This is a genomic window from Psychrobacter sp. DAB_AL43B, from assembly GCF_900168255.1.
Classification (GTDB): domain Bacteria; phylum Pseudomonadota; class Gammaproteobacteria; order Pseudomonadales; family Moraxellaceae; genus Psychrobacter.
Map to the genome: position 1 here is coordinate 2,271,791 of NZ_LT799838.1, position 15,754 is coordinate 2,287,544.

Sequence of the window (15,754 nt, forward strand, 5' to 3'; positions counted from 1 at the left end):
TGATATCTTTTAAATTGATATTCTTGTAAATAGTGTTTTTTATGACTTTCTAAAGAACATTGACTTTTACTACTGTAATTTTATACTAAAATGAAACTCATAGGAAACCTTTTAATCCTTACTATGTTGTTTTTATTACTTATTAAAGCAAATACCCTTATCCTGACAATGTCTCTTAATTAGCTCATAAACCGCATCAGCGTCTAAGTTGGAGCTGTCTAGTACTAGCGCATCTTCTGCAGGCTTTGATGGTGCAATCGTACGATTTTCGTCACGATCATCACGTGCTTTAATCGTCGCTAAAATCGCTTCAAAATCTGCTGCTTGACCAGCATTCAGTAGTTGCGCTACACGGCGCTCGGCACGCGCTTCAGCACTTGCAGTTAAAAATACTTTAACGTCAGCGTCTGGGAACACGACTGTACCCATATCACGACCATCAGCAACCAATCCTGAACGGGTTGCCATATCTTGCTGCAGCTTTAACAATGCTTGGCGAACGCTTGGAAATACCGCAATCAGCGATGCATAACCGCCAATTGTCTCGTTACGAACTTGCTCACCTACTGCCTCGCCATTCACAACAATATCGACACGCCCTGAATCATTGTTAGGTACAAAAGCAATCTCTAAGCTTTCCGTTAACGTTAAGACAGCTATCTCATCAATGGCTTGGCTGGCATCCGCAATAATCAATCCAGCTTCAAAGGCTTTGAGTCCGACGATACGATATAACGCACCCGAGTCAAGCAGCTGATAACCCAATGCTTGTGCTAAGCGCCACGTAACCGTACCTTTCCCTGCGCCACTTGGCCCATCAATACAGATAACAGGATAGCGTAATGACGGCATTCCACTATTATCGTTAGCATCAGAGATAGAAACAGTCATAACACTCACTTAATGGTCGGCATTGCTTATAGAGCAATAAACAAAGCGGTTTTTACTTAACTTTATCAAATGCTTGTAAGTCAAACAATCTATTAGCAAGCAAATAGGGCAATATTATAGCAAACAAACCTCCCTATCACTAGCGGCAAGAATATTATCTTGTTAATTGATTATACTGCCTTTGCTTTTTGCTAATTTTCGGCGCTCACGAAAAAACGTTTTGAGCATTTGACTACTATGCTCATTACATAAACCTCTATTAACTTGAATGTGATGATTATAAAAAGGCTGCATCGGTAAGTTTATTTGACTACCGACCATACCTGCCCTTGGCTCACTTGCCGCATATACTAGCCTATCTACACGCGCATGAATCAGCGCACCCACACACATGGTACATGGCTCTAAGGTGACATATAAAGTTGTCTGTAGCGGCAAGCGATAATTCTTTAAGCGCGCACAAGCTGCTCTTAACGCTACAATCTCAGCATGAGCAGTCACATCATGGCGTCCGATAGGTTCATTAAACCCTTGACCAATCATTTGATGATTATGTACCAGTATCGCTCCTACTGGTACCTCCCCATGCTCAGCGCCTGTTTTAGCAAGTTTAAGCGCTTGTTGCATCCATTGAACATCTTCAACCGACCAAAATATAGCCGTTTTAATCTGCTCACCTATTAGCGTATTAACCTTCATAAACGGGCTATCCATTAACTGATAAGGTGATAAATTGATGTCTAGAAAATTAGTCATTTATTGTGGTAACTGCCAGTCAATAGGTTTTTGACCATACTGTACCAAATAATCATTGGTCTTTGAAAATGGCTTAGAACCAAAAAAACCACCACGGTTAGCAGCCAGTGGCGATGGATGTACAGCCGTTAAAATAAGATGTTTTTCCGTGTTGATATATTTACCTTTTTTCTGGGCTTTACTACCCCATAAAATAAATACCGTATGCTCTGTTTGCTCATTAATCACATCAATTACAGCATCGGTAAACTGCTCCCAGCCTTTATTTTGATGACTGTTTGGCTCGCCTTCTCTCACAGTCAAAGAGCTGTTAAGCAATAGCACACCTTGCTGTGCCCAGTAACTTAAATCACCATGCGCTGAATAACTGGTACCGATATCATCTGCCATCTCTTTGAGTAGGTTATTCAATGACGGAGGTTTCGGAATGGCTTTAGGTACAGAAAAAGACAGCCCCATTGCTTGTCCTGGACGATGATAAGGGTCTTGCCCTAAGATGACGACTTTCACCTGAGATAAAGATGTCAAATTAAAAGCATTAAACATTAGCGGTGCTGGTGGATAAATACTCTCATCTGCTTGATAAGCATCCTTTAAAAAGGCACGTAGACTATCCATATTGTCAGAAGTTAATTCTTCTGCTAATGCATTTTTCCAATCTTCTGGTAAGCGCACATTGTCTAAAATCGCTTGTTTTTGCGCGGCTGTTTTTGTCGGCTGTACGTCGAATAATTCCATAATAGCGCCTGTTTTATTTGTTATAGGATAGATAAAAGATTTACGGTCATATCGTATGACTCATCTTAAAGTTGATACTAGCAAAATATTGGGTTGACTGTCTGATAAATAATAGCAATAAAAAAACGGCTACCGCGATAACAGGGTAACCGTTCTTAGAGTATTAATGATAGAAACTTAGCTGGCTAATGACTCAGAGTCTGGGTGTGGCTCATGGGTTTCGACGACTGTCAAAATTATGCGACTGTCTGCCGAACCTTTATCTGAAGACTTATCAAGCTTTACAGTATCACCCTCTGATACTTCTGGCTCTAAGGTCAAATGTACTACCCCGCCGTTAACCAAATCACCAAATAAAATCATACCTGCCAATGGTTTTTTGATCTCATCTTGAATCAGACGCTGCATCGGACGTGCGCCCATTAGGCGATCATAGCCTTTATCAGCTAAGTAATCACGTACTTCATCATCAATCTCTAAAGTGACTTGCTTATCATCGAGCTGTACTTGTAGCTCGACCAAGAACTTATCCACCACTGATACCACTACTGACGTATCTAAGGGGTTGAATTGAATGATGGCGTCGAGACGATTACGGAATTCAGGGGTAAAGACGCGTTTGAGCGACTCAGTATTATCACGGCTATGATCTTGCTGAGTAAAGCCCATAGAAGAGCGGCTGATACTATCAGCACCAACGTTGGTGGTCATGATAACAATGACTTGCTTAAAAATAGCAACCCGACCGTTATTATCCGTCAATGTACCGTGATCCATCACTTGTAATAACAAGTTGAAAACATCTGGATGCGCTTTTTCTATCTCATCAAACAACAACACGCAATGCGGATGCTGATTAATTTTTTCAGTAAGCAGACCGCCTTGATCATAACCCACATAGCCTGGCGGCGCACCAATCAAACGTGAAGCGGTATGCGATTCCATATACTCTGACATATCAAAGCGTACTAATTCAACGCCTAGCAATTTTGCCAGCTGACGTGATACCTCTGTTTTACCAACTCCTGTCGGTCCGGCAAACATGAATGAACCAATTGGCTTATCTGGTGCTTTTAGACCAGCACGTGATAATTTAATCGCATCAGCAAGGGTCGCAATAGCTTCATCTTGCCCAAATACTAAGTGCTTGAGATCACGATCTAAATGCTGAAGAATACTCTTATCATCACTGGACACTGACTTGGGTGGAATACGCGCAAGCTTAGCAACAATAGCTTCAATATCTGCCACATCGATTTTTATCGGTGCGCGCTTAGCTTTTGCTTTTTTATGCTCAGCAGATTTCGCCCGATCATTTTCTTTTGCAAGATTAGCTTCATCTTGCATCTCATTAGTAGCTTCACTGTCAAGGTTATCAATATCGCTATCAATACCTTCATCATCAGCGTCAATTTGCGCATCAAAGTCTTGCTCTAAATTGGCGATAAAGCTTTCTTCTGCCTCGATATCATCTGTATCAGCTACGATACCTAAGCGCTTATAGGCTCCCGCCTCATCAATGACATCGATTGCTTTATCTGGCAAAAAGCGCTCATGGATATGTTTGGCTGATAATTTTACTGCGGTGACCAACGCTTCATCGGTATATTCGACGTTATGGAACTCTTCATAACGCGGTTTAAGTCCACGTAAAATATCGATGGTATCATCCACACTTGGCTCTTTCACATCAATTTTTTGAAAACGACGTGATAATGCATGGTCTTTTTCAAATACCTGACGATACTCGGTAAAGGTTGTTGAACCAATACAGCGCAGTTCACCATTGGCAAGTGCCGGCTTAATCAAATTCGACACATCCATATTGCTGCTCATTGACGAACCTGCGCCAATAATCATATGAATTTCATCAATAAACAAAATAGCATTGGGCTTTTTCTTAAGCGCATCAAGCAGCGACTTCATACGTTTTTCAAAGTCACCGCGATACTTAGTACCGGCGATCAACGAACCAATATCAAGGCTATAAATCACACAACCATTCAGCGGCTTTGGCGCTCTATCATTGATAATAAGCCATGCCAATCCCTCAGCGATAGAAGTCTTACCGACACCAGGCTCACCGACCAGCAATGGATTATTTTTGCGGCGGCGACAAAGTACTTGCGCTGCCCGCTCAATCTCAGGACCACGTCCAATGAGCGGGTCAGTTTTACCTTCTGCTGCTCGCTGGTTAAGGTTACTGGCAAATTCCACCAAGGGATCTTTACTGGTTTTCTCTGAGGCGCTACGGCGCTCTCCAGTCATAGAAGCACGTGGCTCAGATGGCTCGTCTTTATCTTGACCATGCGATAAGTACTGGGTCAGCTCAAGACGGCTAATACCCTGCTTTTTAAGTAAATAAACCGCATAAGTATCATGTTCTGAAAACATAGAAACCAAAATATCTGACCCTTCAACCAAACGACCACCACCAATAGACTGTACATGAAAAATGGCACGTTGCAGGATGCGATCAAAGCTTTGAGTCGGCTGCGGTGATTGCTCCGTATCGGCATCGACTGTTGGTGTGTGCTTATTGATATAGGCTTCAAGTTCGCTACGCAATGCTGAGACATTCGCATTACAGGCCGTCAATGTATTGGCAGCATGGGTATTTTCTAATAGTGCCAGTAATAGATGTTCAACAGTGAGATACTCATGCGATTTTTGGCGCGCAAGTGTCATTGCTAAACGCAAAGAAACTTCAAGATGACGACTTAACATAAGGAATTCCTACGGTTGTGCCTATCTTTATAATTGATAGCGTTATGAATGAGTTAGTAAGTAAGTCAGGGCGATAGATGGATTGTTCAAGGGCGATATTAGTATTATTAAGAGAGATTATTAAATGGCGACTTCCATAACTCGAATATTATTCTTACTTCCCTTTATCTCAACATGATACTCAAGCAGAGTCAATCTAATAAAACATACTAAAATGTATCGAAGTATGGTGTCAGTATTTTTTGAAAAGATGCTATCAATAAAGAATATTGTTAATCTGACAGCAATAAAAACTACGGAACGATTTGGATAGCCCAAAGGCAGAGTGAAAATTGGCATCATACTAAAAAACGAAGCAATAAAGAAAAAGAGCATTGAATAGCCGTTGTTGGCGCAGCATTTTTAATAAAAGACTCTAGACAGCGACTTTAAATATCGAAGCAAAAAAAGGTAGCATTTGCTTTAATAAATAAGCGTGTACTTTAATATATAGGGCGGTATGAGGTAGAAATCAAGTCTATAACAAGAAAGTAGGCGCAAACTTAGGAGGCAATAATTGGTAGGATTTAGAAAAGAACAAGGTTTTTAGAGCAAGCGGGTCAATGATTGATTGAACTTACTCTAAAAAATACTACAAGGTTAAAGGGTGATCATAACAAATGGAAAAATTCGAAGTGAAAAAGGTCTTATGCTAAGCTAAAATTAGCTACTCGCCTTGATGTGGCTCGATTTGAGTCAGCAGCGGATAACCTTCACGATGGGCAAGGCTGTTCACTTTTTTGGCTTTAGTTTCGGCAATATCTTTAGGATAAATCCCAGCGATACCTTTACTGGTATTATGAATGGCCAGCATAATCTCAACGGCTGAATCCATACTATGGCGAAATTCAGACTGCAAAATATGGACGACAAACTCCATTGGGGTATAATTATCGTTATACATCACCACGGCATACATGGGTGGTTTGGCCACTTCTGGTTCTGCTACCAAAACATCAGCCTGTGGCGACGTTTCACCCTCTGGCTCACCATCTTGAGCACAATGTAGGGGCATACTAGGAAAATGCCAATCTAAAGTGATTGGCGTCGCTGATAATATCGTTTGTTTTATCATAATTAGAATACAAATGCATAGGTAGGTTTATTAAAAGAGATGAGTAAAATCCTGTGGGGCATATAGCTACCAGTTTTGACGCCACCCTAAGGTTCAATAGGGCTTTCATCAACCTCTGGTAAATCTAAAAGTGATAATGGCATACTATCAACTTTAGCACCAAGCTTCCAATCATACAACTGCTCGACTTCCTGCCCACCAGCTTTTAAGCTCAGCTTTGCTTGTAAAGGTTTAAAGCCTGATGGCATCGTAAAGCGACCACGTATACGAGCAACGCCTTCAATGGTATAGCTGACTGGGTCTAATGGCACTTCTACGAAATCATCATCGTTAAGCAATGTCAGCGTTGGCTTTAAACGTTTGGCTTTGCCGTCACTCGCGAGCATACCAACATCAAAGCCATATTCAAAAGCATTTTCAGGCAGTGGTTCAATCTTTGCGCCAAGTACCTGCAAAGGCATGCCACCTTTTTTACTAAGAAGCTCGGCATAGATGTCGTTCAGCTGCGCCACTTGTTTGTTTTCAACGGTTAGCGCTTGCTGATTTTCGCGTAACTCTTTTAAGTTCGCCAAACTTATTTCTAACTCTTGCTTGGCTGTAGCAGCCTCATTGGTCACTATTTTATTACTGATACGCAAATCTTTAAGCTCTTGCGTCGCCTCTTTACCCGTGATGACCGCCTGCTTGGTTTCAGTTTGCATCGAATGATAACCACGCTGATAACCAATTTTGTGACCAAATAATAATCCAACGATCGCCGTGACCAATATCGCAACCACAAATAACGCCAACACCGCGGTAGAAGCACCTTGTTGTGTATTACCAAGGCTTTGGCTATTTATAGGATTGTTTTTTATAGGGTGATCTTGGTTATCATAAGAGATATATGGACTGCGCTCCAAATCATAAGAAACAGAGTCTTGGCACATTGTATGTGCGGGCTGTGAGCAAAAGTATCGTACACTCTTAAAACGCATCTAGACGGTATCTCTTAACAGGAAAGGCAAGTTATTATAGCGGAATTTATAATCAATACCTAGAGCCATAAATAGGAATGATTTGAGCACAAATAAACATCTGTTAAGGAACAATAGGTGCAAAGTTCAAACCCTGTGTTTCATCGAAACCAAACATCACATTCATATTTTGTACCGCTTGCCCAGCTGCACCTTTTACCAAATTATCTTGAACGACAATAACGGTCAATTCAGCACGCTCATTGTCTTGATGGACAGCAATACGTAACCGATTACTGGCACGCACACTGCGGGTATCTGGATACAACCCTTTTGGCATCACATCAATAAACGGCTCTGACGCATAGCTTTTCTCAAATACTGGTTGCCAATCAATGGCAGCACCAGCCTCAGTAAGCTCCAGATGAATAGAGCTCAGCATCCCACGTATCATCGGTACAAGATGAGGTAAAAAACGAATACGATGGGCAAAATGGCTCTCTAGTAACTGGGCAACGCCCTGCTCAATCTCTGGCAAATGACGATGACCTTCAACGCTATATGCCTTAAAATTGTCTGTGGTTTCAGCATAATTGAGCGCGATACTTGCTTGGCGACCCGCACCAGAAACGCCAGATTTTGCATCGATGACGATACGCGACTCAATGAGCTGTTTTGCCTGCTGATTTTGTGTATCTATAATAGGTTTTAAGCCTAAGATAGCCGTGGTTGGATAGCAACCAGGATTACCAACGACCAAAGCATTCGCAATTTTGTCACGATTAATCTCAGGTAAGCCATAAACAGCTGTTTTTAGTAGCTCAGGACAAGCATGCGATTGCTGATACCAGTGTTCAAAATCCGCCAATGATTGCAAACGAAAATCTGCTGCCAAATCAATCACTTTTACGCCTGCTTGAGTCAGCGCTTCTGCTTGCTTCATCGCTACACCATGCGGTGTTGCAAAAAACACCACATCGCACTTTTGTAATGTCGCCAGCGTATTATCACCTAAATCACTAAAAACAATGTCTGATATACCGCGTAAACTCGGGAATATCTCATCAGCGCGGGTGCCAGCTTCGCTACGTGATGTTAGCAAATCAATAGACACCTCAGGATGGGCGGATAATAAGCGAATTAGCTCAATACCCGTATAACCTGTGCCACCGACAATCGCTGCTGAAATCATAAGATATTCCTTTTTCTTTTATTTTTTACGTTACTTCTTAAAGTTTTTTCTAAATTTTATAATCATGTACCGCATCGATAAATACTTTGGCATTATCGGGATTGACCCACTGAGTAATACCATGACCTAAGTTTGCCACGTAACCCGTTTTTTCGCCATTAGCGTAGGCACTATCGAGCATCGCATTGACTTCGGCACGGATAGTCGCAGGTGAGCCATATAGTGTTGCTGGGTCTAAATTACCTTGAATGGCTTTGCTACTTTGTAGCTTTTTATGCTGCTTGGTCAACTGACGCTGACTTTCGGTCAATACTTGACGGGCACGATCTAGCGGCATGGTCCAGTCTAAACCCAAAGCATCAGCTTCGCTATCCGCTTGGATATCCAGCCATAATCCGCCGCCCTTGGTGAATAATACCACTGGTATGTCGGGATGGCGTACCTTTAGCTCAGAGACGATGCGTTTATTATACGCATGAGAGAAATCAATAAACTGACGATGACCGAGCGCCCCGCCCCAGCTATCAAATATCTGTAATATCTGTGCGCCAGCCACGACTTGTGCATCTAGATAATCAATGACAGACGTCGCTAACTTATCTAGTAACTGATGTAAGAACGCAGGATTACTATATAAAAAGCCTTTGGTATAACGATAATCTTTTGAGCTGCCGCCCTCAATCATATAAGTAGCCAGTGTCCACGGACTACCAGAAAAACCGAATAACGGCACTTGTCCATTTAGCGCTTTACGAATGCTGGTCACCGCACGCATGACATAATCAAGAGAGTCATTGACATCAAGCACAGGCAATCTATCTAAATCTGCTTGATTACGGATAGGATGCTTAAACTTCGGACCTTCACCAGCTTCGAAATATAGACCCAAGCCCATTGCATCAGGAATGGTCAAGATATCACTAAATAAGATAGCTGCGTCCAAATCCATACGACGTAGAGGCTGCAAAGTCACTTCAGTGGCACGAGCGGTGTCTTTGCACAGACTCATAAAATCACCCGCTTCAGCACGGGTCGCTTTATACTCTGGTAAATAGCGACCGGCTTGGCGCATCATCCAAACTGGCGTGGTATCGATCGGCTCAAAACGTAGCGCACGTAGCAATCTATCATTTTTTAAAGGCGCAAAGTTCTGCTCGAGCGAATTATTATTGTCTGAAGCACTCATGTACAAATCTCCAAAACAGCACTGTATGTCACAAAAAGGCATACAACACTGGATAAATTACGTTAAAGGAAAGAATATTAAAGCGCTTATTATTAAAGTATTTATAGCTTAATAAATAATAAGTTTTTTACATCGTCAATGCTAAATTATCACGGTGTACCATGACCACGCGCTCTTCATTGTTACCAAGGATTCTATCGAACTGCTCAGTACGCTCGCGAGCAACACGGCAAGCATCCCGAGAGGAGAAGTTAACTTGACCAACAGCTATACGCTCGCCCGTATCTTGATGGACGATTTCAACCACATCGCCTTCATCAAAATCACCACGCACTTCAGACACACCAACCGGTAACAAGCTTTTTTGATGCTCGACCACCGCTTTTGCTGCACCGGCATCGACAATTAAAGAGCCTGACATACGCAAATGCGCAGCCAACCACTGTTTACGCGCAATAATTTTATCTTGATCATTGGTGGTCAACAAGGTGCCAACTGCTTCGCCTGATACCACGCGGGTAATCACATCATCGATAGCGCCACTCACGATCACCGTCGGACAGCCACCCATTGCTGCAAGCCGACCTGCACGAATTTTGGTCAGCATACCACCGCGCCCAAGCTTGCCGCCATCACCTGCGATATCAAACAAATAATCAGCCATAGCACGCTCTTGACGGATCATTTTTGCATGAGGATTATGACGTGGGTTATCAGTAAAGACACCTTCTTGATCGGTTAAAATAATGTACAAGTCGGCATTAACCATCGCCGCTGCCATTGCCCCTAAGGTATCATTATCTCCAAATTTAATCTCATCAATGGTGATGGTATCGTTCTCATTAATCACCGGTAGCACGCGCCATTCTAATAATTGCGTCAGCGCACCAGTGGTATTAAGATAACGGCTGCGATTAGACAAGTCATCATGGGTCAGCAATAACTGCGAGCTTTGAATGCCGTGTTGAATCAATGCTGACCACCACGTTTCAATCAAACCCATCTGGCCAATAGAAGCACAGGCTTGTAATGCCGCCAGTTTTTTGGGACGCTCCTCAAGATTCATGCGAACCACGCCTTCAGCAACAGCACCTGAAGATACGAGCAGTACTTCAACGCCTTGCTTATGGAGCTTAGCGATCTGCTTTGCCCACTCGTAAATGGCAGTTCGATCAAGCCCTCGACCATTATTGGTTAATAACGATGAGCCAATCTTGACAATAACGCGATGAATATCAAAGTTGCGGGCTTGCTTAACAAACCTTGCTTCTTCGGTCGTGTTCTCTATGTCAACTACCATATAAACTCCTGTTGCTAGGGTAAATTAATTACAGTGATTCATTCAAAAAATATATGCAAACATCAATCAACTTAAGGGGCATAAACCACTTCGACGCCATCTTCATCATCATCTAGATCATCAAAGTCATTGTCGATTAAATCTGTACCTTCACGTTGTGCTTTACGAGCAGCACGATAGGCTTCTCGCTGTGCTTCAGTATTGAGACGCACTTCTACTTCCAAGCGCTCAAAGCGTGCTTTTTGTGCCTCAGCAAAGATGGGATCTTCAATTTCACGCTCACGTTCACGCTCAATCTCATTCATCAAATGATATTTAACAGCATCAGTACCGTCACCCATTAGGGTTGAGGTGCGGAATACGTCTCCTGTCCAACCAAGCTCGGCGACGATATGCGTACAAAGCACATTCAATTCTTCTTCATCGATAATTTGATCAATTTTATTCAATATTAAAATTTGCGGTAAATTAGCCAGTTCAGGCGAAAAGCGCTCAAGCTCATTTAAGATAACACGGGCATTTTCTACTGGGTCACTGCCATCGATTGGCTTCACATCAACCAAGTGTAGCAGACGGCGAGTACGAGCAACATGCTTTAAGAAGCGAATACCAAGTCCAGCCCCTTCTGAGGCGCCTTCGATTAAACCCGGAATATCAGCCATTACAAACGAGCGATGACGACCGATATCGACCACACCCAAGTTTGGCACAAGGGTAGTAAATGGATAGTCAGCAACTTTTGGTCTAGCAGCAGAGACTTGGCGGATAAAGGTCGATTTGCCTGCATTCGGTAAACCAATTAAGCCAACATCAGCCACTACTTTTAGCTCAAACTTAAGAACTTTTAGCTCACCTTCAAAACCTGAAGTGGCTTTACGTGGCGCTTGGTTGGTAGAGCTTTTAAAATGGGTATTACCCAAACCACCATCACCGCCTTTGGCAATGAGTAAAGTCTGACCAATTTCAATCAAATCACCCAACACTTCATCTGTTTCGGTATCAACTACTGTAGTACCAATAGGCACCGGTAAAAAAAGATCATCAGAACCCTTGCCTGAACAGTTTCTACTATGACCATTCTCAGCTCGCATGGCGTCGTGACGACGTGTATAACGATAGTCAACTAGGGTGTTGGTGTTATCCTCTGTAATGACATAAATATCTCCGCCCTTACCACCATCACCACCGTCAGGACCACCGCGTGGGACATATTTTTCTCGGCGAAAACTGGCGATTCCGTTACCACCGTCACCTGCTTTTACCGTTACGACGGCTTCATCAATAAATCGCATCTTACGTTCCTTAATTTACAATCCAGTTTATAAACTGGTTACAGCCAACGACTGCGTTTTAGGTTTTAGCTATATTGTTCAGACAAAATTATTGCAACAAATTTTATGTTCGCACTTAGCGTCTATTATGACAACAACACCCGATAACCAATCGGACTATCGGGTGCTTAAGTATTATATTTAACATTATACCGACTTATCTAAGATACAACCTACTGCGGCATAACTGTTCTTACCGTAGCGCTTATAGATGCAGACGTTTTATGCTGGAATCTGAGTGTAGCTGATGCCTGCCATTTGCGTCGCTAAACGTAATACTTGCGTACTATAGCCTACTTCATTGTCATACCAAATATAAACAATAGCATGATTGTCAGTAAGGATAGTCGCTTGTGCATCAACGATACCGACATGAGTATCGCCTACAAAATCAGTTGATACCGCTTCTGTAGAGTCTGTATAAGCAATCTGTGTTTGCCATTGACTGCTATTGGATACTTTACGCATGAATTCATTTAACGCATCAGCACTAGCTGGCGCTGTTTTAAGGTTCAAGTTCAAAATAGCTAAGCTAACGTTTGGCGTTGGCACACGGATGGCATTACCGGTCAATTTACCACTCAGCTCTGGTAATGCTTTACCTACGGCCTTGGCTGCACCAGTACTAGTAATAACCATGTTCAATACCGCACTGCGGCCACGGCGATCGGCTTTATGATAATTATCAATCAGATTCTGATCATTAGTAAACGAATGAATCGTTTCAACATGACCATTTTCGATACCGTATTCGTCATTTAACACTTTTAGCATTGGCGTAATCGCATTAGTGGTACAGCTTGCAGCGCTAACGATAGTATCATCACCAACGGTGTCATTATTCACACCATAAACGACGTTTTTAATCTCACCACCAGCAGGAGCCGTTAGCAACACTTTTTTCACGCCTGTAGATTGCAGATGCTTACCAAGACCAGCTTCATCTTTCCAGATACCGGTATTATCGATTACTAACGCATTGTCGATACCATAAGCCGTATAGTCGATATCACTTGGATCGTTGGCGTAGATAATTTGTACGAAGCGGCCATTGATAATAAGACCGTTGTTTTCATTATCGACAACCACCCCACCTGCAAAGCTACCATGAATTGAATCACGCTCTAGCAATGACGCACGCTTAGCTAAGTCGCCAGCTGCCGCAGGACGGACGACAATGGCTTTCAACTGCAGACCTTTGCTGCTTGACGCTTGTGATAATAATAGACGCGTTAAGATACGACCGATACGACCAAAACCGTATAGCACAACATCAGTTGCACCATTGATAGCGCCTTTGCTGTTATCAATTGACTGTAACGCTACTTGGATATCACTGTCATTAGCAATCAGCTGACCAACATCGATACGAGTAGCTTGAATATCATTATTCTCTGCCAAAACTTTAACCATCGCTAACGTATCGGCGATATCGATAGCATTAGCGCCTTGGTCACGCAGCGCTACTTTTTGATGCAGTGCCAATATTTGGCCCACTGAATTTGTGTCTAGCGTATCACCAAACAAAGTCACTTGCACATCTTGCTCGTTATAAAGCTTATTCAATAGCCCCATAAGCTCAATCGCTTGTTGCTCTTGATTGTTGTAGTTGCTCAAGTGGTCTTGATGTAATTGGCGTAAGGTATCAGCGTTACTCACGAGAAACATCCTTATGGTCAGTATTAGAGAATCAGTAAAGTATGAAGAAAGATCAATAAATCGGTTATATATAGTCTAAGCGACAACTCTATTAGGCTAACGGACGACTATTGTCATCGGTTATTATCGTCAGAGTATTTAGATAAGCTAGATTTTAGCTTAAAACGCCTTATTTTGCTAGTGATAACCATTCTGTCTAACTTATAAGCTATTTAATAGCCATAGGATCTTTATAAGCACAGTAAAGGCAGCCTATTATGCTGCCTTATTATAAAGCGACTTAATTATGAAGTGACTTGATACTTACTTATAACATGATAGATATAAGCTTTTTAACTGACTGTTATTAAGCAGCTGTAAAGCCTTCAATAGCTATTAAACTTCTATGGAACCAGGCTGACCGTTTGATTGGTCTGCGGGGTTAGCTTAAATTCTTTTAAATCATAACCCTGTTGCTGGGCGATTTGACGGTATTTAGCGTAGGTTTCCTGACTTACATTTGGCGAACGAGCCAGCAGCCATAAATATTTTTTATTAGGTGCGCCGACTAACGCAGTTTTATAGTCTTCATCACGTGCTAGTATCCAATAATCTGCACGCCCTACAGGTAACCAGCGAATCCATGAAGGTAAAAACGTTACTTTTAGCTTACTGCCAGTAGCGTCAGCTGGTTTGGCTATGCCTTCCGCAGTAATACCAGAACCATCTTCAGCTTTGCATTGATTAATAACCTTAATACCAGAACCATCTGTTTTTTCGACATAGGTGGCCGTTACATCGCTGGCACAATTACGCTGGAAATACATCGGTAAGCGACCTATTTCATACCAAGTGCCTGCATACTTTTTGAGATCGACGCTATCCACCGTAGTGGGTGTATTGGCAGACTTATGAATAATGCTACTAGGTTTAATCGCTAACGTCTCTAGTGAGGTTTTATCATTGGTGGCGGCAGCAATCGGTGCAGTTACCGGTGGCGAAGCCGCGTAAGCTGAAAATGCTGCTAACGGTATAATAATGGCGAGAGCGATACCTGTATGCTTAATAAGACCATTCATAAATATGCGCTCCGGTATCTCTGTTATGCCTGACTTGGCATTTTCAAAGGAAGTATTGTTATTTGATCTGGATTCATTTTTTTTAGATAAGCTTGTAAGATTGTTAATATGATCTTCTACAATATCGTCTTCCACAAACAGCGACGTTGATGATTCTGGATACGTATCAATATCTGCGTAGCCGCTACTTTGCCTTTCTTTAAGGCTATGAGCTTTTTTATAGGTATTACTCATATAAGAGCTTGCAGTATTATTGCTTGCAGCACTATTGCTTGCAACACTATTGCTTGCAACACTATTACTCGTGCTGCTACTTTTACTCGTGCTGCTACTTTTACTATCGCTGACTTTGAAATTGCTTTTCTTAACCACTGCAGACTCTTTTGATTTTGTAATGCTTTTATATCCATAAGAGCTGGTTCGTATAGACGTGCCTTTCATCAAATGATTCAAGCATTCGTCGTTACACTCTTGATTATTATAGCTAGCGTCATTACTAGCATGACCAACATTACCCACTTGTGACGCACTATCTTTATGTAGATAGTCTTTATATGGATAGTCTTTATGTAGATAATACTTTGGTAGCTGACCAGTCTGCTGATGCGATTGAGAACCAGCTGCCTGAGAATCAGACCATGCTGACTTCGGTAACTTAGTGGTTTTCATAGTGATACCATTAATTAATAGTGATTGTTAGAGATTCTTTATTTATTGGATAAGTACAAGATAATTTTCAAAATCACTTTCACGATAAAAGACGAATGAGTGAAAATTAAACTTTGTTATAATCTTTAAGAGTCGCAGCGATAGATAAATAACTTACCTATACAAAAACTGATTCAG

Annotated in this window: 12 protein-coding genes; all 12 read right to left on the reverse strand. The window is 42.0% G+C overall.

The window, feature by feature from the left end:
* Window positions 1-135 precede the first annotated feature (135 nt).
* Entirely contained in the window at window positions 136-891 is a 756-nt protein-coding gene (cmk, locus tag DABAL43B_RS09740) for a (d)CMP kinase (RefSeq protein WP_079692187.1), read from the reverse strand.
* 162 nt (window positions 892-1,053) lie between these two features.
* Window positions 1,054-1,647 (reverse strand): tRNA adenosine(34) deaminase TadA, encoded by a 594-nt coding sequence (tadA, locus tag DABAL43B_RS09745; RefSeq protein ID WP_079692188.1) that lies wholly within the window; start codon window positions 1,645-1,647, stop codon window positions 1,054-1,056.
* The gene (locus tag DABAL43B_RS09750) at window positions 1,648-2,385 is read right to left on the reverse strand and encodes a uracil-DNA glycosylase (RefSeq protein ID WP_079692189.1); all 738 of its coding nucleotides are present in this window, start codon (window positions 2,383-2,385) and stop codon (window positions 1,648-1,650) included.
* A gap of 177 nt (window positions 2,386-2,562) precedes the next feature.
* Entirely contained in the window at window positions 2,563-5,112 is a 2,550-nt protein-coding gene (clpA, locus tag DABAL43B_RS09755) for an ATP-dependent Clp protease ATP-binding subunit ClpA (protein ID WP_079692190.1), read from the reverse strand.
* A gap of 706 nt (window positions 5,113-5,818) precedes the next feature.
* Window positions 5,819-6,226, reverse strand: a complete 408-nt coding sequence (locus tag DABAL43B_RS09765; protein WP_079692192.1) for an ATP-dependent Clp protease adaptor ClpS — start codon at window positions 6,224-6,226, stop codon at window positions 5,819-5,821.
* An 86-nt stretch (window positions 6,227-6,312) separates the two neighbouring features.
* Window positions 6,313-7,203, reverse strand: coding sequence for a hypothetical protein (locus DABAL43B_RS09770; RefSeq protein ID WP_079692193.1), 891 nt, complete (start codon window positions 7,201-7,203; stop codon window positions 6,313-6,315).
* Between the two features lie 103 nt (window positions 7,204-7,306).
* Window positions 7,307-8,374: an N-acetyl-gamma-glutamyl-phosphate reductase gene (gene argC / locus DABAL43B_RS09775; protein WP_079692194.1), complete on the reverse strand. Its 1,068-nt coding sequence runs from the start codon at window positions 8,372-8,374 to the stop codon at window positions 7,307-7,309.
* Window positions 8,375-8,423: 49 nt separating this feature from the next.
* Entirely contained in the window at window positions 8,424-9,560 is a 1,137-nt protein-coding gene (hemE, locus tag DABAL43B_RS09780; protein ID WP_079692195.1) for a uroporphyrinogen decarboxylase, read from the reverse strand.
* Window positions 9,561-9,687: 127 nt separating this feature from the next.
* The gene (gene proB, locus DABAL43B_RS09785; protein WP_079692196.1) at window positions 9,688-10,860 is read right to left on the reverse strand and encodes a glutamate 5-kinase; all 1,173 of its coding nucleotides are present in this window, start codon (window positions 10,858-10,860) and stop codon (window positions 9,688-9,690) included.
* Window positions 10,861-10,931: 71 nt separating this feature from the next.
* A complete protein-coding gene (cgtA, locus tag DABAL43B_RS09790) occupies window positions 10,932-12,152 on the reverse strand; it encodes an Obg family GTPase CgtA (protein ID WP_079692197.1) in 1,221 nt (406 codons plus the stop codon).
* 261 nt (window positions 12,153-12,413) lie between these two features.
* The gene (locus DABAL43B_RS09795; RefSeq protein ID WP_079692198.1) at window positions 12,414-13,859 is read right to left on the reverse strand and encodes a glyceraldehyde-3-phosphate dehydrogenase; all 1,446 of its coding nucleotides are present in this window, start codon (window positions 13,857-13,859) and stop codon (window positions 12,414-12,416) included.
* Window positions 13,860-14,233: 374 nt separating this feature from the next.
* Entirely contained in the window at window positions 14,234-15,577 is a 1,344-nt protein-coding gene (locus DABAL43B_RS09800; protein WP_079692199.1) for a lipocalin family protein, read from the reverse strand.
* Window positions 15,578-15,754: the final 177 nt, after the last annotated feature.